This is a genomic window from Thalassotalea sp. LPB0316 (genome assembly GCF_014898095.1).
GTDB lineage: Bacteria > Pseudomonadota > Gammaproteobacteria > Enterobacterales > Alteromonadaceae > Thalassotalea_G.
This window is the reverse complement of the sequence record NZ_CP062946.1, coordinates 3,384,747-3,403,756: the sequence shown is the minus strand read 5'-3', so window position 1 is coordinate 3,403,756 and position 19,010 is coordinate 3,384,747. Positions and strand designations below refer to the sequence as shown.

General features: G+C 41.5%; 18 protein-coding genes and 1 pseudogene. 10 read left to right on the top strand and 9 right to left on the bottom strand.

What is annotated here, in order from left to right; genetic code table 11:
• The first annotated feature begins 48 nt into the window (after nucleotides 1–48).
• From LP316_RS15345 to LP316_RS15335, 3 genes are all read left to right on the top strand, one after another.
• Nucleotides 49–2,295 (top strand): heavy metal translocating P-type ATPase, encoded by a 2,247-nt coding sequence (locus LP316_RS15345; protein ID WP_193021981.1) that lies wholly within the window; start codon nucleotides 49–51, stop codon nucleotides 2,293–2,295.
• Between the two features lie 8 nt (nucleotides 2,296–2,303).
• Nucleotides 2,304–2,657, top strand: coding sequence for a cupredoxin domain-containing protein (locus LP316_RS15340; protein WP_193021980.1), 354 nt, complete (start codon nucleotides 2,304–2,306; stop codon nucleotides 2,655–2,657).
• Nucleotides 2,658–2,798: 141 nt separating this feature from the next.
• The gene (locus LP316_RS15335) at nucleotides 2,799–3,602 is read left to right on the top strand and encodes a mechanosensitive ion channel family protein (RefSeq protein ID WP_193021979.1); all 804 of its coding nucleotides are present in this window, start codon (nucleotides 2,799–2,801) and stop codon (nucleotides 3,600–3,602) included.
• A gap of 141 nt (nucleotides 3,603–3,743) precedes the next feature.
• On the opposite strand, the gene LP316_RS15330 is transcribed toward LP316_RS15335, so the two are convergent.
• Nucleotides 3,744–4,586 (bottom strand): LysR family transcriptional regulator, encoded by an 843-nt coding sequence (locus LP316_RS15330; RefSeq protein ID WP_193021978.1) that lies wholly within the window; start codon nucleotides 4,584–4,586, stop codon nucleotides 3,744–3,746.
• 119 nt (nucleotides 4,587–4,705) lie between these two features.
• Between LP316_RS15330 and rimK the strand changes: the two genes are divergently transcribed.
• From rimK to LP316_RS15305, 5 genes are read left to right on the top strand one after another with little or no spacing between them, the layout of a single operon-like run.
• Nucleotides 4,706–5,620: a 30S ribosomal protein S6--L-glutamate ligase gene (rimK, locus tag LP316_RS15325; RefSeq protein WP_193021977.1), complete on the top strand. Its 915-nt coding sequence runs from the start codon at nucleotides 4,706–4,708 to the stop codon at nucleotides 5,618–5,620.
• Between the two features lie 26 nt (nucleotides 5,621–5,646).
• Nucleotides 5,647–6,681, top strand: a complete 1,035-nt coding sequence (locus LP316_RS15320; RefSeq protein WP_193021976.1) for a succinylglutamate desuccinylase/aspartoacylase family protein — start codon at nucleotides 5,647–5,649, stop codon at nucleotides 6,679–6,681.
• Entirely contained in the window at nucleotides 6,678–7,115 is a 438-nt protein-coding gene (locus tag LP316_RS15315; protein ID WP_193021975.1) for an ATP-dependent zinc protease, read from the top strand. The genes LP316_RS15320 and LP316_RS15315 overlap by 4 nt, the downstream gene beginning before the upstream one ends.
• Before the next feature lie 2 nt (nucleotides 7,116–7,117).
• Complete coding sequence (locus tag LP316_RS15310) at nucleotides 7,118–7,984, top strand: mechanosensitive ion channel family protein (protein ID WP_193021974.1); 867 nt, start codon at nucleotides 7,118–7,120, stop codon at nucleotides 7,982–7,984.
• A gap of 23 nt (nucleotides 7,985–8,007) precedes the next feature.
• The gene (locus tag LP316_RS15305; RefSeq protein ID WP_193021973.1) at nucleotides 8,008–8,943 is read left to right on the top strand and encodes a zinc transporter ZntB; all 936 of its coding nucleotides are present in this window, start codon (nucleotides 8,008–8,010) and stop codon (nucleotides 8,941–8,943) included.
• A gap of 159 nt (nucleotides 8,944–9,102) precedes the next feature.
• Here the strand turns inward: LP316_RS15305 and LP316_RS15300 are convergent, their stop codons facing one another.
• From LP316_RS15300 to LP316_RS15285, 4 genes and pseudogenes are all read right to left on the bottom strand, one after another.
• On the bottom strand, nucleotides 9,103–9,789 hold the full coding sequence (locus LP316_RS15300) for a PEP-CTERM sorting domain-containing protein (RefSeq protein WP_193021972.1): 687 nt from the start codon (nucleotides 9,787–9,789) through the stop codon (nucleotides 9,103–9,105).
• Nucleotides 9,790–10,224: 435 nt separating this feature from the next.
• A complete protein-coding gene (locus tag LP316_RS15295; RefSeq protein WP_193021971.1) occupies nucleotides 10,225–10,917 on the bottom strand; it encodes a substrate-binding periplasmic protein in 693 nt (230 codons plus the stop codon).
• A gap of 1,137 nt (nucleotides 10,918–12,054) precedes the next feature.
• Nucleotides 12,055–13,086, bottom strand: a pseudogene (locus LP316_RS15290) (DUF21 domain-containing protein); the annotation flags it as partial.
• Nucleotides 13,087–13,097: 11 nt separating this feature from the next.
• Nucleotides 13,098–14,429, bottom strand: a complete 1,332-nt coding sequence (locus LP316_RS15285; RefSeq protein WP_193021969.1) for a magnesium transporter — start codon at nucleotides 14,427–14,429, stop codon at nucleotides 13,098–13,100.
• Between the two features lie 245 nt (nucleotides 14,430–14,674).
• Here LP316_RS15285 and LP316_RS15280 point away from each other — a divergent pair, with 245 nt between their 5' ends.
• Nucleotides 14,675–15,493: a glucosaminidase domain-containing protein gene (locus LP316_RS15280; protein ID WP_193021968.1), complete on the top strand. Its 819-nt coding sequence runs from the start codon at nucleotides 14,675–14,677 to the stop codon at nucleotides 15,491–15,493.
• 194 nt (nucleotides 15,494–15,687) lie between these two features.
• Nucleotides 15,688–17,286 carry a diguanylate cyclase domain-containing protein gene (locus LP316_RS15275; RefSeq protein WP_193021967.1) on the top strand — a complete coding sequence of 533 codons (1,599 nt, stop codon included), beginning with the start codon at nucleotides 15,688–15,690 and terminating at the stop codon, nucleotides 17,284–17,286.
• Nucleotides 17,287–17,372: 86 nt separating this feature from the next.
• On the opposite strand, the gene LP316_RS15270 is transcribed toward LP316_RS15275, so the two are convergent.
• The 4 genes from LP316_RS15270 to LP316_RS15255 all read right to left on the bottom strand — a co-directional run bounded on the left by LP316_RS15270 (nucleotide 17,373) and on the right by LP316_RS15255 (nucleotide 18,926).
• Nucleotides 17,373–17,600 (bottom strand): hypothetical protein, encoded by a 228-nt coding sequence (locus LP316_RS15270; protein WP_193021966.1) that lies wholly within the window; start codon nucleotides 17,598–17,600, stop codon nucleotides 17,373–17,375.
• Between the two features lie 364 nt (nucleotides 17,601–17,964).
• Nucleotides 17,965–18,249, bottom strand: coding sequence for a hypothetical protein (locus tag LP316_RS15265; RefSeq protein ID WP_193021965.1), 285 nt, complete (start codon nucleotides 18,247–18,249; stop codon nucleotides 17,965–17,967).
• Nucleotides 18,250–18,301: 52 nt separating this feature from the next.
• Entirely contained in the window at nucleotides 18,302–18,667 is a 366-nt protein-coding gene (gene maoP, locus LP316_RS15260; protein WP_193021964.1) for a DUF413 domain-containing protein, read from the bottom strand.
• Entirely contained in the window at nucleotides 18,648–18,926 is a 279-nt protein-coding gene (locus tag LP316_RS15255; protein ID WP_193021963.1) for a hypothetical protein, read from the bottom strand. Before LP316_RS15255 ends, maoP begins: the two co-directional genes overlap by 20 nt.
• Nucleotides 18,927–19,010: the final 84 nt, after the last annotated feature.

The following is a 19,010-nucleotide window of genomic DNA, read 5'->3' as shown; positions in this document are numbered from 1 at the left end:
AGCCATCTTATTGAATGGCTCCCTCCCAAGTACAAAGGGTGAGTGGTGATGAAAAAGAATCAAGTGAGCGTTCAATTAACCATAGAAGGTGCTGGTTGTGCTAGCTGTGTTGGCAAAATTGAGTCGGCACTTAAAGCAACTGCCGGTGTTAGTAATGCCCAGATGAATTTTGCCGACCGTACGGTGATCGTTACTGGTACAGCGCCAGTAGAGCTATTGATTGGCGCCGTTGAGTCAGCCGGTTATAACGCCAAGCACATTGATAGCAGTGACTTTGACGAAGTTCTTGATGAAAAAGAAGCTGCTGAGCGCGATTATTACAAGAAACTTGTTAGGCACACTGTAATTGCATTGCTGTTGGGTTTCCCCTTGATGGTTTATGGCTTATTTATTGGCGAGATGAACGTTGAAACGCCAATTGAGCGGGTGAGCTGGGGCGCGGTTGGCTTATTAACCTTTGCGGTAATGCTTGCCTCAGGTAAACACTTCTATGTAGGCGCATGGCGAGGGCTGCTTAATCACACCGCTAATATGGATACCCTCATTGCCATCGGTACGGGGGCTGCGTGGCTTTATTCTATGGCGGTTGTTCTCTTACCCAACGCATTTCCTGACATGGCTCGACATGTCTATTTTGAGGCAACCGCGATGATCATTGGTTTGATCAATCTAGGCTTGGCGTTGGAGTTAAAGGCCCGAGGAAAAACCTCGGCAGCCATTAAACGATTGATTGGTTTACAGCCAAAAACCGCTATTGTTGTGCGAGATAATCAAGACGTTGAAATAGCCATCGCTCAGGTTTTACAAAATGATATTGTTAAAATTAAGCCCGGCCAAAAAATCCCGGTTGATGGCATAGTGGTTGAGGGTAGCACTTCAGTAGACGAATCGATGCTAACGGGTGAACCGATGCCTGTTGAAAAAAACGTTAACGATGAGGTGGTCGCTGGGACATTAAATAAAACCGGCTCTTGTTTATTCAAAGCGACGCGTATCGGCAAGGATACAGCGCTCTCACAAATTATTGCTATGGTAAAGCAAGCGCAAAATTCGAAGCCACCCATTGGGCGTTTAGCCGATGTTATTGCGAGTGTTTTTGTACCTGTGGTGATGATCATTGCCATTTTAAGCGCGCTAGTTTGGCTTAATGTTGGCCCTGAGCCAACGATTGCGTTTGCATTGATTAGCGCAACGACCGTGCTAATTATTGCCTGCCCTTGTGCCTTGGGTTTAGCAACGCCCATGTCGGTGATGGTTGGGGTGGGGAAAGCAGCTGAGTTAGGCGTGTTAATTAAAAATGGCCAAGGGCTGCAAACTGCGGCCAAAGTAACGGCGATGTTACTCGATAAAACAGGAACCATTACCGAAGGTCAGCCGAAAGTAACGGACATTATTTTAACAAGTGATCTAAGCAAAACAGCCGTCTTACAACTTGCCGCTAGTCTCGAAAACGGCTCAGAACATCCATTAGCTCATGCAATTGTTGAAAGTGCTCAAGCACAAGCAATATCGCTATTGCCGATAGAGGGGTTTGAAGCGGTCACAGGATTAGGTGTAAAGGCAAACTGTCAAGGCAAATCACTGTTATTGGGTAATGCTAAGTTAATGAACGATTGCGGTGTTGAGTTCAAGGCGCAGGTAAGTCAGGTTTCTGCTTTGGCAAAACAGGCGAAAACCGCGATGTATCTTGCCGTTGATCATCAATTAGTGGCGCTTATTGCTGTGGCTGATCCAATCAAGTCGGATTCACTTGCGGCAATAAGCCGCCTGCAAGAAAAGGGGATTCGCACCATTATGTTAACCGGCGATAATGCTGAAACAGCACAAGCCGTTGCCGAACAAGTGGGGATTACTGAGTTTTTAGCCGACGTGATGCCCCAAGATAAAGCCGATAAAGTGGCGCAACTACAACGCCAAGGAGAAGTTGTTGGTATGACAGGTGATGGTATTAACGATGCTCCGGCGCTCGCCTTAGCCGATGTCGGTTTTGCTATAGGCACAGGTACTGATGTCGCGATTGAAAGTGCAGACATCGCCTTAATGCGTGGTTCCTTACATGGCTTGGTCGATGCCATTGAAATTAGCCAAGCAACGCTGAGTAATATTAAGCAAAACCTGTTTGGTGCATTTGTTTATAACACCGCAGGCATCCCTATTGCCGCGGGAATATTGTATCCATACTTTGGGCTTTTACTGAGCCCAATCGTTGCAGGTGCGGCGATGGCCTTCTCATCGGTGACTGTGGTCAGTAATGCTAATCGATTGAGGCTTTTTAAAGTGAAAACTCAGGCGTAGGTAAGTAAATGATAATCGTAAACTTAATTGGGTTGTGCTTGATCGGGCTGATAATTTGGTGGTTTTGGTTGTATAAACCAAAAGCCGCAACGCCTGTATTTGATGATGTAGTGATAGAGGTTAAAGACGGGGTGTATTCGCCCGCTATTATCCAAGTGATGGCTAACCGGCCTTTTGTTTTGCGCTTTAATCGAGTTGATGCAACACCGTGTGCTGAAAGTGTATTGATACCAGCATTAAATATCAGTGAGCAACTCCTCCTCAATCAAGTGACGCAGATCTCGTTTGATGGTTTGGCAAAAGGTGAGTATTCGTTTCATTGCCAAATGATGATGTATCAAGGGGTCATTAAAGTCATTTAATCGTTATAACATTAAGTGTGTTGCTTTGCTTGAATAAAATACTATTCATGGTCACGACAAAAAATATTTAGTATCTTGTGCTTTGTGATTTTCGTAAAATCGCGCGACTTTTCATCGACTCAGGTTAACCAAGACATACAAATGACATATTTATTAGATAACAAGCTGGTGTTAACAATTTTGATCCTGCTGATTGGCTTTGCGATCAAAGTTACCGTGTGTCGGTTCTACAAACGCAAGTTTAAGCGAAAAGGGCTAGATAAACGTTATCTAATCAATAACTTTAATAATTTGTTTAACTTGTTGATGTTGTTAATTTTAATGGCGTTGTGGGCAGAAGAATTACAGCGTTTTGCCTTGTCTATTGCAGCGTTTGTTGTGGCGATTGTATTAGCGACCAAAGAGATTATTCAATGTTTTATTGGCTTTTTCTACATCACAGCAAGTGCGCCATTTAGAGTCGGTGATTGGATCCAAACCAATGAAATAACAGGTGAAGTTTCACAAATCGATTGGGCGAAAGTTGTTTTGCTCGAAGTCGATAGAGAAACCTACAGCTACACTGGTCGCACGGTGTTTTTGCCTAACAGCGCTTTGATGTTACAACCGATCAAAAACCTCAATTACATGCGCCGCTACGTCAATCATAGCTTTTCTATTACCTATGAAGCACCCACTGGCGATGTTAATAGCCTTATTGAAAGTCTCGAAATTCAAGCGATGGCATATTGCGCCGATTTTGCCGATGTTGCCGAGCGTTACAACACACTAATCGAGAACCGATTAGATGTAACTATTGCGGGCCCTAAGCCAACGGTGCAAATTACCACGACTGACACCGGCAAAGTGAAGTTAAATTTCAACTTATTCTGCCCAACAGAAAAAGCGATAGAAATAGAGCAGCAACTCACCAAAGACTTTTTCAACTTTAGCATGGCGAAATAGCTTACCAATTAAAGCTAGCGTTGCCGTGTTTAATGTCGACAAAAAGTTTTTAATAAAGATAAATTATTTTTTAATAGGTGGCCTATCGATAAATTTTATTTATCAAAAGAATAAAGGAAATTTTTAAATACCAACGTTGTTTTATGCCCGTACATAAGGGAAAAGTAACAGCGAATCTTTAATTAGTTCTACTTTATTACTTTTTGCTAAATAGATAGCGTGTATTTCACGGCTATAGATTGGCGCCTCTTCAACTTCAAAAAGCTTGTTTTTTCTTAAGTGCTCGAAACACATTTGTTTCGGTAGGTAAGCCGTACCACCCGCTTCTAGAATAAAGTTAAGCGCTATGCGCGGTTGGCTCATCGTGTGTCGCACGACTTCATACTCACTAAAATCACGGATAAATTGGCTATTTACGGCTTCGCCGTAATCTACTTGGATCATATTTTCTAAGTTGCTAAGTTCGGCGTTTTGCTCGGTGGAAACTAGCTGTAAAGGCACGGTTGATACCTTTTCGGCAACGATGTCTTCCACGTGTGGTGGTTCAAAGACAAAGGCAATGTCGATCAGTCGTGATAAGACTTGTTTGCGCAATTCAATAGGGGAGTAGTTGTGAATATGTAAGTGAACATCGTCTAGGTTACGGTGAATTTTTTGCAGCCAATCGTGCAGTACGATATCCCATATCGACATCATTGAACCAACAAACAATTGGCTCGAGTTAGCTTCGCTCACCCCGACATCTTGCTTGAGTTTTTGCCACATGATCAGCATTTCATTGGCGTGTTTAACTAAGCGATGGCCTTCGGCGGTTAACTTTAAACGCTTATGTGTGCGGTCAAACAGTAATACCCCCAATTCATCTTCTAATAGTTTTATGCGGCTACTAACGGCAGCTTGAGTGATAAAAAGGTTTTCTGCTGCCACCCGAAAGTGCAAGGTTTGGCTAACTTCTAAAAAAGTGGTCAATAATTCGATTTTCATCAGGCGTTGGCTATCTTTAGTTTAATAAAAAATATTTGTTAAACACTATAGTTTATTTCGTTTTTCTTTTCATTAATTGTTGCCTACATTTAGCGCCCAACAAAACAGAGGAATTTATTATGAAAATTGCAATCTTATCTCGTGGTGAAAACTTATACTCAACGCGCCGTTTAAAAGAAGCTTGTTTAGAGCGTGGTCACGAAGTTGATATTATCGATACATTACACTGCTACATGGATATTACCAGCAGTCGACCAGCTGTTCGCTACCACGGTCAAGAGTTGCCAAAATACGACGCTGTTATTCCGCGCATTGGGGCTTCAATTACCTTTTACGGTACAGCGGTTGCACGTCAGTTTGAAATGATGGGCACGTTTAATGTTAATGAATCGGTTGCTATCAGCCGCTCTCGTGACAAGTTGCGTTCAATGCAACTACTTTCACGTAAAGGTATTGGTATGCCACGCACAGGCTTTGCGAGCAAGCCTGATAACGTAAAAGACTTGATTAAAAACGTTGGTGGTGCGCCTCTAGTCATCAAGTTACTTGAGGGTACTCAGGGTATTGGTGTGGTATTAGCTGACACAGCAAAAGCCGCAGAAAGTATTATTGAAGCCTTTATGGGCTTAAAAGCTAATATTTTAGTGCAAGAGTTCATCAAAGAAGCAGGCGGTGCCGATATTCGCTGTTTAGTTGTTGGTGGGCGTGTTGTTGCAGCAATGAAGCGTCAAGGTGCTGAGGGTGAGTTCCGCTCAAACCTTCACCGCGGCGGTTCAGCAGAAGTGATTAAACTAACAAAAGCCGAGCGCGAAACAGCGGTTAATGCGGCGAAAGTTATGGGCTTAAATTTCTGTGGTGTTGATTTACTTCGCTCTAATAATGGCCCTATGGTAATGGAAGTTAACTCTTCACCGGGTTTAGAGGGAATTGAAACCGCAACAGGACTTGATATTGCAGGCAAAGTGATTGAGTTTATTGAAAAAACAGGTAAAACTGCCAGAGCTAGATCAACTAAAACACGTGGTCAAGGCTAATTAGCTCTAAAGGAAAGGGTGTCACAATGACTATACTAAAAATAGGTGAATATGAGATTGGCATGGGCGAAACGCGTAAAATCGATTTGCCCGTAGCCAAGCTTTATACCGATGCTGATGTTCATTTGCCAGTTTATATTATTCGCGGTAAGCGACGTGGTCCAACGATTTTCGTCAGTGCTGCTGTCCATGGCGATGAACTCAATGGTATAGAAATTATTCGCCGATTAATTAACTTGAAAGGCTTTAAGGTTTCAGCCGGTACATTAATAGCGGTACCTATGGTCAATGTATACGGCGTGGTAAACCAATCGCGTTACATGCCGGATCGCCGCGACTTAAACCGAAGCTTTCCGGGTTCAGCAAAAGGGTCTTTAGCTGCAAGGGTTGCCAATATCTTTTTGACGGAAATTGTTAGCCATTGTGATTACGGGATTGATTTGCACACTGGCGCTATCCATCGCTCAAATTTGCCGCAAATTCGCGCGGATTTGTCTGATGAAATGACATTAGAGTTGGCTAAAGTGTTTGATGTGCCTGTAATTTTGAACTCAGATGTACTTGATGGTTCACTGCGTGAGGCTGCGGTTAAAAATAAAACCAAAGTATTGCTTTATGAGGCGGGTGAAGCGTTGCGTTTTGACGAGTTCTCTATTCGCGCCGGTATCAAGGGCATAGTGAATGTTCTTCGCCATTTAAAAATGATGCCTAAACGCGGTGCGAGAAAGCGCAAGTCGACTCAGTTTATTGCGAATCATAGCGGCTGGGTGAGAGCAAGTGCTAGTGGTATTGCAACGCATTTATACGAATTAGGCGATCAAGTCGTCAAAGGCGATGTCTTGGCTGAAATAGGCAGTCCTTATGGTGATGTACTCGGTAAAGTCTTAGCGCATAAGAGTGGGGTTATTATCGGTAAGCAAAATATTCCGCTGGTACAAGAAGGTGAAGCTATGTATCACATTGCGTTTTTTAGTGAAGATGATGAGCAAATTGCCGAGCATATTGGCAACGTTGAAGAAGCGTTAGTTGTTAACACAGAAACAAGTGAAGAATTGTTATGACAGATAGAATGATTATTGGCCACATTGAGGCAATTGATTTACCTGAGTTAGGTATTAGCCAGCTGCCGGTACGTGTTGATACCGGCGCACAAACTTCATCTTTACACGTTGATAATATCAAGCGCGTAAAGATCAAAGGTAAGCCAGGTATTGAATTTGATATTCACCCTGAAATCCACAATGTTGAGACAATTACCCATTGTTCGGCTTTGTTACACGATGTTAGAAAAGTAAAATCATCTAATGGTTTGAGTGAACAGCGCTATGTTGTCAAAACACCGGCAATTTTAGGCGATCACAAGTGGAATATTGAAATTACCTTAACTGATCGCTCTGATATGACTTATTTAATGTTATTGGGGCGACAGGCAATTAGTGATCACTTTTATGTTGACGTGTCACAAACCTTTATTTCTTCAACCCTTGAGGAGTAATGATGCTTGAGAAGATCCAAAATATTTTAAACATGACCCTCTTTACCTTTAACGGTAACGATTTTACCTTGCTCGAAGTACTAACGGTCCCAATTTGGCTGATCGTGAGTATTTGGCTTTCGCGCTTTTCTATCAAGCTTTTGGGTAATCGCTTAAAAGATAAAAACAAAGACCCTAATTTAGTGCACTTAATTGAGCGTATTTTGTACGTTATTGCGCTGGCACTGATCTTTATCACTACCTTGTCGATGATCAACGTGCCAATAACGGCATTTGCGTTTTTATCGGGTGCTATCGCCATCGGTTTTGGTTTTGGCGCGCAAAACGTAATCAACAACTTTATCAGTGGTTGGATATTAATGGGCGAAAAGCCGATTAGAATTGGTGACTTTTTGGAAGTTGAAGGCGTTAAAGGCATCGTGGAAGAAATTAACACTCGTTCTACCCGTGTTAGGCGTGTAGACGGTGTTCACATGCTTATTCCGAACAGCAAATTACTCGAAAATACCGTAACCAACTGGACACTTCGTGACAAACTGATTCGCGGCACGGTAACCGTTGGGGTTGCATATGGCAGTGATTGCCAGAAAGTGAGAGATTTAATACTCGAGGTGACAAAGGCGCAACCCCAAGTTTTACAGGAGGAAGGTCGAATGCCAGCGGTGTTCTTCCAAGACTTCGGCGATAACTCATTACTATTTGAAGTCTATTATTGGATTAACTCTCAAGTAGAAGGTGGTTTACGGGTTGTTAGCAGCAATATTCGCTTTGCCATAGATGAGGCGTTTAACGAAGCAGACATCGTTATTGCCTTTCCACAACGCGATGTTCATATTGATGGCGCAATTGAAATTAAACAGAGTAAATAACCTGTTGTACTAAGGATTTGACTATGACTGAAATTGATGAAAAAAAATCGATGATATTTCATCAACGCGCGGGTAAAGATACTGGCGAATTTGACTGGTATCACCTGCACAGTGACCACGAGTCTTCGTTCGAGTTAATGAAGTCGTTATCACTGCCTTTGGTAGCGATCGAAGGCTTGATGGCGCAAGAAACACGACCTAAATTACTTGAATTGGAAGATGGGATTTTAATTTACTTGCGAGCTATAAACTTAAACCATCAGGCCGATCACGATGACATGGTGTCGTTACGCATATGGATCAGTGAGGGGCGTGTAGTAACTACCACTAAAAAAGGCCGTGCGTTGCGTTCAATTGAAGAAGTTGTTGCGGCTACAAAAAGCAGAAATAAAGTCAAAAGTATTCAAGATTTGTTATGCATATTAGTGGAAAAAATTACCGACAAAATTTGTAGTGAAGTCGAATCTTATGACGTTGCTCTCGATACTTATGAAGCTTTACTAAATACTAAGCCTGAGCGGATAAACCGCCAAGAGGTGATTGAGATTCGTCGTCAATCAGCGCAAATCAAACGCTATATTGGGCCACAGCGAGAAGCGCTCGATGCAATGCAAATCGTCTTTGACACTTTGAGCAAAATTCAAAAATTTAGATTAAAAGAGCAAACGGAGCGTATTGCTCGTTATTTAGAAACACTTGATGTTATGCGTGAGCGAACGTTATTGATTCAAGACGAGCTGCGTTATCAAACTGCAGAAGCACAAAATGCAAGAATGTATGTGCTATCGCTAGTAACGGCTATTTTCTTACCCCTGTCATTCTTAACAGGTGTCTTTGGCATGAATGTCGCTGGCTTACCTGGACTAGAAGTTGATTACGCCTTTAAGATGTTAATGGGCGCAATGACAGGGCTTTCAGTGGTTATTTTAGTGCTGATGAAGTGGAGTAAGTGGTTTTAATACCGATAAAATTGCATTATAGATTACTGTGTTTGTAATAAAAAAGGCATGTCCCAATAACTGTGGCATGCCTAATTTTTTTAATGGTAACTACCTGCGAATGTACTTTACTTTTAAATATTTAATTCACTTGGTATAACCATAACCTAGCTAAAGTTATTACTTAATTACGCGACGAGATACCAAGCCAATTAGCCCCAATGCAAAAACAGCGAGTGTCGAAGGTTCTGGTACCGAGACACTTCTAACTAGAACACTGTTGTTGTAATACTGAGCATCTGAATCAGACATAAAATATGGTGATGTTGCTTGTAAAGAGCTTCCGTCGTTTGCCGAACGCAAATGTACTTGGGCACTATAAGTCGGTAAGTTAGTGCTTTGCATTCCGTGAAACCATCCATACATAGTTACTGAACTTTGATTGTTTTGGTCGGCACCGTAGATTAATCGCCCCCAATTATAATCCCACTGATCATAGCCTAAACTTCCATCAACAGTACTTAATGAACTATTCCAAGTTGTTCCTGAAGTCATGGTGAAAAAATATTGTAAAATGTCTGAATTTGGATCTTCAGCTATATGCCATGCAGTATTTACTACCTGGACGGAATTTTGCTCAATAATATAGTCATAATACAAGGCGTTGACTTCATCTTGTGTTGCATATCGATATGACTGGTATTCACTTTGAGTTAAAACAGTCGACTCAACTTGATTGCGACTCATACCCGTAGTTACTGATAAATCTAACCATTCCAAATTATTGTGAATCAAACCAGCATTGGCGTTTGATACCACAACTAAAGTTAACGCTGAAACCATACGCATTAAAAACTTAAACTTCATTATTGAGCCTCTTAACCCTCTAGATATTTTTAGTTAAAACATCATTTTATTAAATTTTTTTAAATCAGTATGCAAAAAGCGGACCGATTTATAGGTGTTTGTTTTTGTTGTGAATTATTGTTTTATTATTGGTCTTTTTATTTCGTTGTAAATTATGCTGACATCAAGAGTCAATAGGTATGTACAAAAATACAACTAACCATACCGACACCCTTGCGGTTTCTATTTCAATGAATTTAGAGATTCCCGCATTCGCGAGAGTTACGGTAGGGGGGGTATTCCCACATTCGCGAGAATGACGGCGGGCGGTTGGTTATTTCCGCATTCGCGAGAATGAGCATTGGGCTCATACAAAACTGGCAAAAACCCTCGTCATACCCGAGTAGTCGGGTATCGCTTTACAAACAATAAACTGTTTTAATATTTCAAAGCTAATTAATGGGCTTGTGAGAGTATGTTTTCTAAGGATTGCTCTAAAGCGCTTTGTTCATTGACCCAGCCACTTTTTTTAGAAATACCTAAATAAAGCGGCATATCAACAATATGATCAAAATCTTGCTTTACTATCTTGCCCTCAGGATCAAATGGCTCAATATGTTCAATAGCAAAAGAGGGCGGTGCGATAAATGCGTCGATACGGCCATTCATCATCAGGTTGACCATGATTTCAAAATCTAAAACGGGAACCTTACTAAAACTGGTCGCTTGATCAAACTCTTTGAAGTGCTTATAGCCTCTGAGGTGGCCAACAATCAAACCGTCGAGATCGTCAAACGAAGTGATTTTTTTATTCAGTGCGTAAAAGCGAAAGCCTGCTTTTTGAACCTTAAAATGCGGTGAGAGGTATTGAATATATTCTTCTCTGTCGCGTGTTTTGAAAAGATCATCAATAATATCTGCTTGTCCTGTTTCTATGAGCTTTAAGCACCTTACCCACGGGCAAGGGTATAGCTCAATAGGCACCCCTAACTCCTTTGCTAATCGCACAGCAATATTGTCATCTAAGTTTCCTGCTTCAAACCTTTCAAGGTAGCCAGGAATAGCGGCAAAGATTAACTTTTCTGGCTTCGCGCTCACTGACAGAGGAAGTAAAGTTATTGCGATAAACAAAGTGACTACTTTAAACACTTTTTGGAACCGATTTTTCTGCTTGCAAAAGAGATGTTTTAAATTTTATAACACGCAAACTATAAAGTATAGGGCACGCTAATTGGAGCCTTTTGGGTTGGGAGGTAGAGTGTAAACTACTTCAGCCAGTAATGAATATGTGGTATTTCGTTGTTGGGTGTCTTTACCTAAAATAGGAGATTCCCGCATTCGCGAGAATGACGGCGTGGTTGTTATTGCCGTATTTGCGAGAATGACCATAGGGCTCATAAAAATTGACAAAATCATCGTCATACCCGAGTCGTCGGGTATCTCTACTGGAAGAGGAGATTCCCGTATTCACGAGAATGACGTCAGGCAGGTGGTGACTCCTGCATTTGCGAGAATGACGGCGGTGGTTGTTATTGCCGTATTTGCGAGAATGACCATAGGGCTCATACAGAATTGACAAAATCATTGTCATACCCGAGTCGTCGGGTATCTCTGCTGGAAGAGGAGATTCCCGTAGTCACGAGAATGACGTCAGGCAGGTGGTGACTCCTGCATTTGCGAGAATGACGGCGTGGTTGTTATTGCCGTATTTGCGAGAATGACCATAGGGCTCATAAAAATTGACAAAATCATCGTCATACCCGAGTCGTTGGGTATCTCTACTGGAAGTGGAGATTCCCGTATTCACGAGAATGACGTCAGGCAGGTGGTGATTCTTGCATTCGCGAGAATGATGGCGGTGGTTGTTATTGCCGTATTTGCGAGAATGACCATAGGGCTCATACAGAATTGACAAAATCATCGTCATACCCGAGTCGTCGGGTATCTCTATCGAAAAGAGGTGATTCCCGCATTCGCGAGAATGACGGCGGGCGGGTGGAGATTCCCGCATATGCGGGAATAGCTAATGTTTTAAAACGAACAAAGTTAACTTTGTTCGTCCGTTGGTTGCTTTGTAACGTTGTTGGCATCTGCCGTTATTTCATGCGTTTTAGCCTTGTTAGTATTAGCTTTGACGCTGACTGACTTGGCTCTGGCTGGCTTTTTTGTCGTCCGTTTCGTTTTTACTATCGTGGCTTTTTGCTCTTGTGCTAAATCTTCTTCACTTTGACGATTTAATTTAATGCCCATTTGTAGCTTGTTCGATAACAAGGTTTCAGGCATAGCTGAGCTGATACCTTTGAGTAAACGCCCCAAAATATCGGCACCTGTAATGATTCTAGGTTTGTTGCCCCAAACCAGAACAACGTCAACATCAATTGTGCCATCGTGATTAGCATCAAGCGACTCTTGTGCTTTTAAGTGCCAAATCACATCACCTAGCGTTAAACTATCGTCGTGGACAATGAGCGGACGATGGCAATAGTGGTATAAGTCAAAGCTTTTACCGTTGTCAAATAGTGCATCACGCAGCGCGCCATCAGCATCTAAGATCAAATGAGGATTGTTGTGCTCATCGGCTAACACCACCCATTTATGGCCACTGGCATTGATTTTCTTCAAGAACTCATCGGTATTTTCACGAAGCACCTCGGGGATGAGAGGAAAATCAACTTTAGTTGGCAACTGAATAATTGATGATGGATCGAGTATTTCACCTTCTTGCGAGACCTTAATGTCATCAATCGCTAAGAAGTTAAGGGCGCCAATACCCTCAACGTGATCCATTTCCGCTTCTTCGGCTTCCACGTGCTGTTTGATCACTTTGCGCAAATCTTTATCGCGCATGTATTCAACACCTTCTTTACCTAACCAGCCATCAAGGATCAGTGCTGAAGGCTTGGCTACAGGGAATAATACTATTTGATAAAACCTTAGTACCGGTGCCAAAATTGAGGCCATTTTCATCGCGTTACGCGAGAAATAAGCTTGCGGTAAAATTTCACCAAAAATAGTGATAAATCCGGTTGAAAACGCGAATGCTGTCATCCCCATTAATACTGAATCTGACAGTAGCGTCAGCAAGACGTTAATCCCTACGTTACCCCACAAAATCGTCGTCAGTAGAAAGTTTGAGTCTTCTCTTAACTTTAAAATTTTAGCCGCAGCTTTGTGGCCGTGGTTTACCTCAACTTCAAGTTGCAGGCGACTTAGCGAGAAAAACGCTAAGTTTAACCCCGAAAACATTGCTGATTGAGAAATACAAAATGCAATACCTAGCCAAATAGCTAATTCAGGGTTGTTTTGCAAAAATTCCATGCGTTATCCTTTTATAACAAAAGTAGGGTACCTAGCCCTAAAAACACAACGAAACCGACGATATCGGTTACCGTTGTTAAAATAACTGAGCCTGAAAGCGCAGGATCAATTTTTAATTTATCTAAAATTACCGGGACAAAAACACCGGCAAATGCCGCGGCAATAATGTTCAAACAAATGGCGATGGCAATCACCACACCAAGCATACTGTCGCTAAACCAAAACATCGCGATACAGCCAATCACTAACGCCCAAATCAAGCCGTTTAAGCCGCCCACCTTGAGCTCTTTTCTCAACAATGCGCCTAAGTTAGCAGGCGTTATTTGGTTGAGTGCTAAACCCCGTATGATCAGGGTTAAGGTTTGGCTACCGGCAATACCGCCCATACTCGCTACAATTGGCATGAGTACCGCAAGTGCGACAACTTGTTGAATTGTCGCTTCAAAAATACCAATAAAGGCACTAGCTAAAAATGCTGTAATTAAGTTAATGCCTAACCAAACTGCACGACTTTGGGCACTTTTTCGAACAGGCGAGAATAAATCTTCATCCTCATCCATACCCGCACTCGCCATCAATTGACGCTCGTAATATTCTCTAACCAACTCTGAAGCGGCTAAAATATCAAGTCGACCAACGAGTTTTGAGTTTTCATCTACAACCGGTAAGGCAGCAAAGCCCGAATTTTGGACTTCAAAAGCAGCTTCATGACAACTGGTTGTCGCGTCGATAACCGGTAAGTCTTCAATCGTTAAGTCTGCTAGCGGAATATGCTCAGGTTGGCTATGCAAGCTTGCAACAGCTACCGCGTCACTGAAATGACCGAATCGGTTAACTAAAAATATTGTGTCGCAGTGCATTGGCACGTTGCGGCGAATTAATCGATTAGCGTCACGCACTTTTGCATTAATTGGCAAAATCAAAAACTCATGGTTTACCCAGTGGCCAACTTGCTCGTCAGGATACTCGTTTGCTTGATTAAAGTAGCCAGTTTGCACTTTATCCATTGCATCGAGGGCTTGACCTATCAATTCTTGTGGAAGTGAATCAGCGAGCTCGAGCAGATCTTCTGCGTTTATATCGCAAAATAAAGCATCCCATTGGCTACTTTCTGTCGCCTTAATCAACACTTCCCTTGGGTCGCTGCGCATGTCGATTAGTACATCAAGCTTCTTCGCTAGCGGAATGGTCTGCCAAAGCGCGATACGCTCGTCAATCGGTAACGACTCCAACAACAGTGCAAGTTCGCTACTATCAGATTGAATAGCAACATCACTTGGCGTGATATTGTCATTAGAAGTTTCAAGGACTTCTTTGATCAAATCTGGTAACGGTTCTGACATTTTAGCTCTCAGGATTTGTTGTGATAAATAATGTCGCCTTTATCAGGTAAAACTTATGAAATTGCAAATTATTTTTTTACATTTTGAAACTTTTTATTACACCTGGTGGTAAATAGCAGATAAAATAATAATTGAGCGTCACTAACAAGGGGGGTTATTGTTAGTATCGCGATGTTTAGCGCAAAGTAGAGCAACTGAGTTGTCAGTTGAAATACTTACGCAGCACAGTATGAGGTGTGTTCAATATGCTAACAAATGCAACAAAATCAAAAAAAGTGATGATAAGTTCGGCGGCGGTGATTACGGTAGTCGTGCTCACTTATCTGTTGAAATCCAGTTCAAGCTTACCGAACGTTATCAATACGCCACAGGCAACGTTAAAAGCGCTACCAGACTTTGCCAGTATTGTTGATGTAAAAACCAAGAAACAACAATTTTTTGAGACCTTATACCCGATAATCGCTGAAGAAAATGCTCATATCATGATGCTGAGGGAGACAGTGATAGGCCTGAGAAGTAAGCCTGAACTATCTAAAAGTGAAAAACAGTGGGTAAGTGAGCTCGCGTCTAGCTATAAAGTTAAACTGACGGTTGAGCAAAAGGGCTTTTACCAAGCCCTGTTAAAAAAGCTCGATTATGTGCCTGCGTCTTTAGCACTAACTCAAGCGGCCATTGAGTCGGGTTGGGGCAGTTCGCGCTTTTCAAAACAAGGTAATAATCTATTTGGTCATTGGTGCTTTAGAAAAGGCTGTGGCATGGTGCCGTCATCAAGAGATGAGGGAAAGGGGCATGAAGTCGCTAAGTTTAAAACCGTCAATGCTTCAGTGAGAGCTTATATTAAAAATTTAAATACTAATCATGCCTACGCCAGTTTACGAGAAACTCGTGCTAGTTTGCGTAAAGCTGAAAAGCCAGTAACCGGTGTGGTGTTGGCAAAGTCACTTAATCGCTACTCGGAAGAGGGCGATCATTACGTGGCTAAGGTAACTAAGTTTATCCGTCAGAATAAACTCAATCGCTATAACACGCTCTTTGAAGAGCAATACCTTCAAAGAGATAGTTAATTCTTCAAATGCCCAATTCTCGGCGTTGCTTCTTATGTAACGCCGGAACACTTATTTACCGTTGTTCTTTATACTGGTCATTATTTTGGTGACTTTTTAGAGTTTTTAAAGAATTGAGCCATACTTCTAGTTACGCCATTGTCACTCAATAACTCATAAACTGGCGTTACTTTCTCCAGCTTAAAGGAGGTGAAGTGAAGGCTTTAACGTTTAATCAAATACAAATACGCATTTTTATTCTTATCTTTGTTCTCTTCACTTGCGCGGTGATTAGTTACCGAGCATTTGTTGAACGACCAAAATTAGAGCTACGCATTAGTGAGTTGGTAAGAAAAGAGCTACAAGTACTTAATCAAGTCGCGCTAACCTACATGAGCTCAATTGAGTCGATTAATTATGATTATGCGGTATGGGATAGAACTTATAGCTTTGTTGAAAATCGCTCGAATGATTATATCGAGGAAAATTTTGTGGAAGATACCTTTGTTAGCTTACAGCTGGATGGCATTTTTATTTTTGCTGAAGATCTAACCTTAGCTTTTTCCAGAGGGTTTGATCATCGAAATCACAAAGCGTTGGCTTTTGATGTTTTTGATTTTAAACGTTTCCCGGAACACACAAAAATATTTCCTTCGCGTTTGGGCAGCAGCAAAGTAGCCAAAGCTTCTGGCATGATAAACACCAAGCACGGGCCAGCACTGTTTAGTGTTACAGAAATAAAGAAAACCGATAGAACTGGCGATGAACGTGGGTTTGTTTTGTTTTTACAGCTGTTTTCCGAAGAAGTCGTTGATGATATCGAAAAGTTCACCATGACCGAAGTTACCGTCTCTCCAGTAAGCCAAACGCAAGCAGTGAAGAATTTGGCAAATTGGACAGATGAGGTTGAGGAGGTTGAGATCAGCCCTAATACTCAACTGTATATTAGGGATTTTTTAGAGCGGCCAATATTGTTGTTAGTTATGGAGCACTCTAACGGAGAATTCCCACCGCTATTAGACAAGCAAAGTACACTGTTTATTAGTATTTTTACGATACTTATTTTTATTGTTTATAGCATGATTTCAAATATCATTATTCAGCCGATGAAGCAGTTGGCCTCACAGATAAAAAATATCGAAGATACCCATAGCGATAAGCTCATTGATGAAAACTTTCACATTGATGAATTAGATAGTGTCTCACGTCATTTTAATAAACTAATGTCGACGATCTCACAACAAAATGCGATGTTGAGCCAACAGGCTTTAACCGATGCCCTAACGCACATTGCTAACCGAAGAAGTTTTGAATTAGCACTGGAGCGCCAATCTCAACTATTTATTCGACAAGGCTTGAGTTTTACTGTGATCATCGCCGACATCGACCACTTCAAAAAATATAATGACGAACTTGGCCATTTAGCTGGCGATGAAGCGTTAATTAAAGTCGCTCAAACATTGAGTCAACACTTTAAACGCACCAATGATCTCTGTGCTCGTTATGGTGGTGAAGAGTTTATCATGCTCTACAGCGATATATCGGTTGACGATTTGCGATTAAAACTCGATGAAATTGTCAGCTCATTTGCCAAGTTAAACATATCACACCCAAATTCTCCTACAGCTAGCTATATCACTGTAAGTTTAGGTGCCTGCATTGTTGAGGCTTCTGATTCACCAGAACAGATCTTGCGCCCTAAATCGATTACATTAGCTGCCGATAATGCGTTGTATGAAGCTAAGAAGTCAGGCCGTAACCAGTGGAAATATATTAGCTATCAAGACTTTGTTAGAGATAATGCGGACCTATAAATAAGGCGTTTAAGGGGCGTGTACTTAAAATAAAAATCCACCTTGCTAAAGGTGGATTCTATGTTGCTGAATTAGGCTAGACTTGATTAGTCGTCGTAAAAATCGTCTATTTCACGGCTAATTCTTCTGTGTTCTTTGAGCATTTCTAACTGTTTCTTACGATTATTTAACGCTCTTTTTTTCGTGCGCATCGGCTCTTTTTTGCTTGAGCGCAGTACGTTATTCGTTTGAAACATGCCATCATCAAAATCTTCGTCAAAAAGCATGATCTCGTAATCATCGTTTTCGATAAAGTTGAATGCTTTATTTGTCACCAGTTTTCTCCAATACAAAAAATATTTAAGCGACAAGGTGAATATGAGCGCTTTTAGTAAAAAAATAAAACAAAATATATTAGTCTTAACGATAAATGTTTTTGTGATTATAGGGTTGTTGTTGAAGCTAAATTAGCCTGCGCTTTCACATGAGTAGAGCCACCGCGTGATGTTGTGTAAGTAGCGTCATCCCGTGATGTTGTTACACGGGATCTCATTGTTAAATTAAGAAGATAACGGATCTCGCCAACGGCTCGTCCGGCATGGCGAATAGCGCTTATAGATATAAAAAAACCAAGTAAGCGCAGTGGCTTGCTTGGTCTTTTTGCAACTCAGTTTATTAACCGCTTAGCTTAACAAAAAATTAGTTTGCTGGCGGCGTGTGTTGTTTGATCAGCTTAAGTGCAGACTCGTAGCTTAGTGGATCAAATTCATTAGCTTCTAGTTCATCGTTAATGCACATCACTAAGTAATCGTTAAGCGAATCTGCTTCAACTTCATCTTCTACCGAATCTTGATGGCATACTTTTACGATATCACCAATGTCAGCAGGTAGATTGTCTGTTACTGGCATTTCTTCTGCAATTGCGTTGGTATTCAAGGCAATTAAGCTCGCTGCGAGTAATACCATTAATTTTTTTATAACCATGTCTTTTTTCACCTGTATAATCTGGGGTTCATCCTTGAACCTGCCACACATGTTAGCTGGCAAACTCAAACATATCTTCGTTGCTAATGTTTGAAGTAAATGAATTATTGTAGTTTCTACTACTCATCGAAAAACCGTGGAATGTTCCGCGCTTGCTTACTGCCGCGAGGTATTTTTGCCACAACTTTACACTGTATAACGCGCTTGGTTCACTTGATGTCAAATCCGCAACAAACGCTGCTTCTTCGGCATTTTCTGGTTCCATCGTGCCGTTTTGTAGCGAGAGAAATGTGTGACCGTATTTAATCAGTTCGTCTGACTCTCGTTTGTTGAAGTAACTACTGCGCGAAATGCCGTAAGGAAAGACATCTGTTGCAAAGAAAGGGACCTTGCCAGGTCTAATCGCGGTTTCCATCATTTTCATCATCCTTATTCATATACGTAATAAGCTCTTGATAGCTTGAAAATGTGTCGTAGCCAGATTCACTTAACTGGGAATTGACACAGTTTAAAATGAAGTTGTGCTCGTCTTCATCATCAGGGCGAATCTCGGTGCAATAGTCAAAATAGCCCTGAACAATGAATGGCTCAGCTTTATCTGACTCTACTTCGTATTCATTTGCATTGATGTTGAATGAAATTAAAAGCGTTAAAGCAATTAATTTGAACGGCGTCATACCTGCTCCTAAAGGTTGTTTTTCGAGCCTAAATTTATGATTGAAGTATTAAAAAGAAAAGCAAATAATTATTGTCGCAAAGAC

What these genes read in the sequence shown, in the direction of transcription:
- LP316_RS15335 (WP_193021979.1), top strand. Translation starts at nt 2,799, where the DNA reads ATGACATATTTATTAGATAACAAGCTGGTGTTAACAATTTTGATCCTG.
- LP316_RS15305 (WP_193021973.1), top strand. Translation starts at nt 8,008, where the DNA reads ATGACTGAAATTGATGAAAAAAAATCGATGATATTTCATCAACGCGCG.
- LP316_RS15315 (WP_193021975.1), top strand. Translation starts at nt 6,678, where the DNA reads ATGACAGATAGAATGATTATTGGCCACATTGAGGCAATTGATTTACCT.
- LP316_RS15265 (WP_193021965.1), bottom strand. Translation starts at nt 18,249, where the DNA reads ATGGTTATAAAAAAATTAATGGTATTACTCGCAGCGAGCTTAATTGCC.
- LP316_RS15300 (WP_193021972.1), bottom strand. Translation starts at nt 9,789, where the DNA reads ATGAAGTTTAAGTTTTTAATGCGTATGGTTTCAGCGTTAACTTTAGTT.
- LP316_RS15320 (WP_193021976.1), top strand. Translation starts at nt 5,647, where the DNA reads ATGACTATACTAAAAATAGGTGAATATGAGATTGGCATGGGCGAAACG.
- LP316_RS15340 (WP_193021980.1), top strand. Translation starts at nt 2,304, where the DNA reads ATGATAATCGTAAACTTAATTGGGTTGTGCTTGATCGGGCTGATAATT.
- LP316_RS15330 (WP_193021978.1), bottom strand. Translation starts at nt 4,586, where the DNA reads ATGAAAATCGAATTATTGACCACTTTTTTAGAAGTTAGCCAAACCTTG.
- LP316_RS15310 (WP_193021974.1), top strand. Translation starts at nt 7,118, where the DNA reads ATGCTTGAGAAGATCCAAAATATTTTAAACATGACCCTCTTTACCTTT.
- rimK (WP_193021977.1), top strand. Translation starts at nt 4,706, where the DNA reads ATGAAAATTGCAATCTTATCTCGTGGTGAAAACTTATACTCAACGCGC.
- LP316_RS15285 (WP_193021969.1), bottom strand. Translation starts at nt 14,429, where the DNA reads ATGTCAGAACCGTTACCAGATTTGATCAAAGAAGTCCTTGAAACTTCT.
- LP316_RS15345 (WP_193021981.1), top strand. Translation starts at nt 49, where the DNA reads ATGAAAAAGAATCAAGTGAGCGTTCAATTAACCATAGAAGGTGCTGGT.
- maoP (WP_193021964.1), bottom strand. Translation starts at nt 18,667, where the DNA reads ATGATGGAAACCGCGATTAGACCTGGCAAGGTCCCTTTCTTTGCAACA.
- LP316_RS15280 (WP_193021968.1), top strand. Translation starts at nt 14,675, where the DNA reads ATGCTAACAAATGCAACAAAATCAAAAAAAGTGATGATAAGTTCGGCG.
- LP316_RS15255 (WP_193021963.1), bottom strand. Translation starts at nt 18,926, where the DNA reads ATGACGCCGTTCAAATTAATTGCTTTAACGCTTTTAATTTCATTCAAC.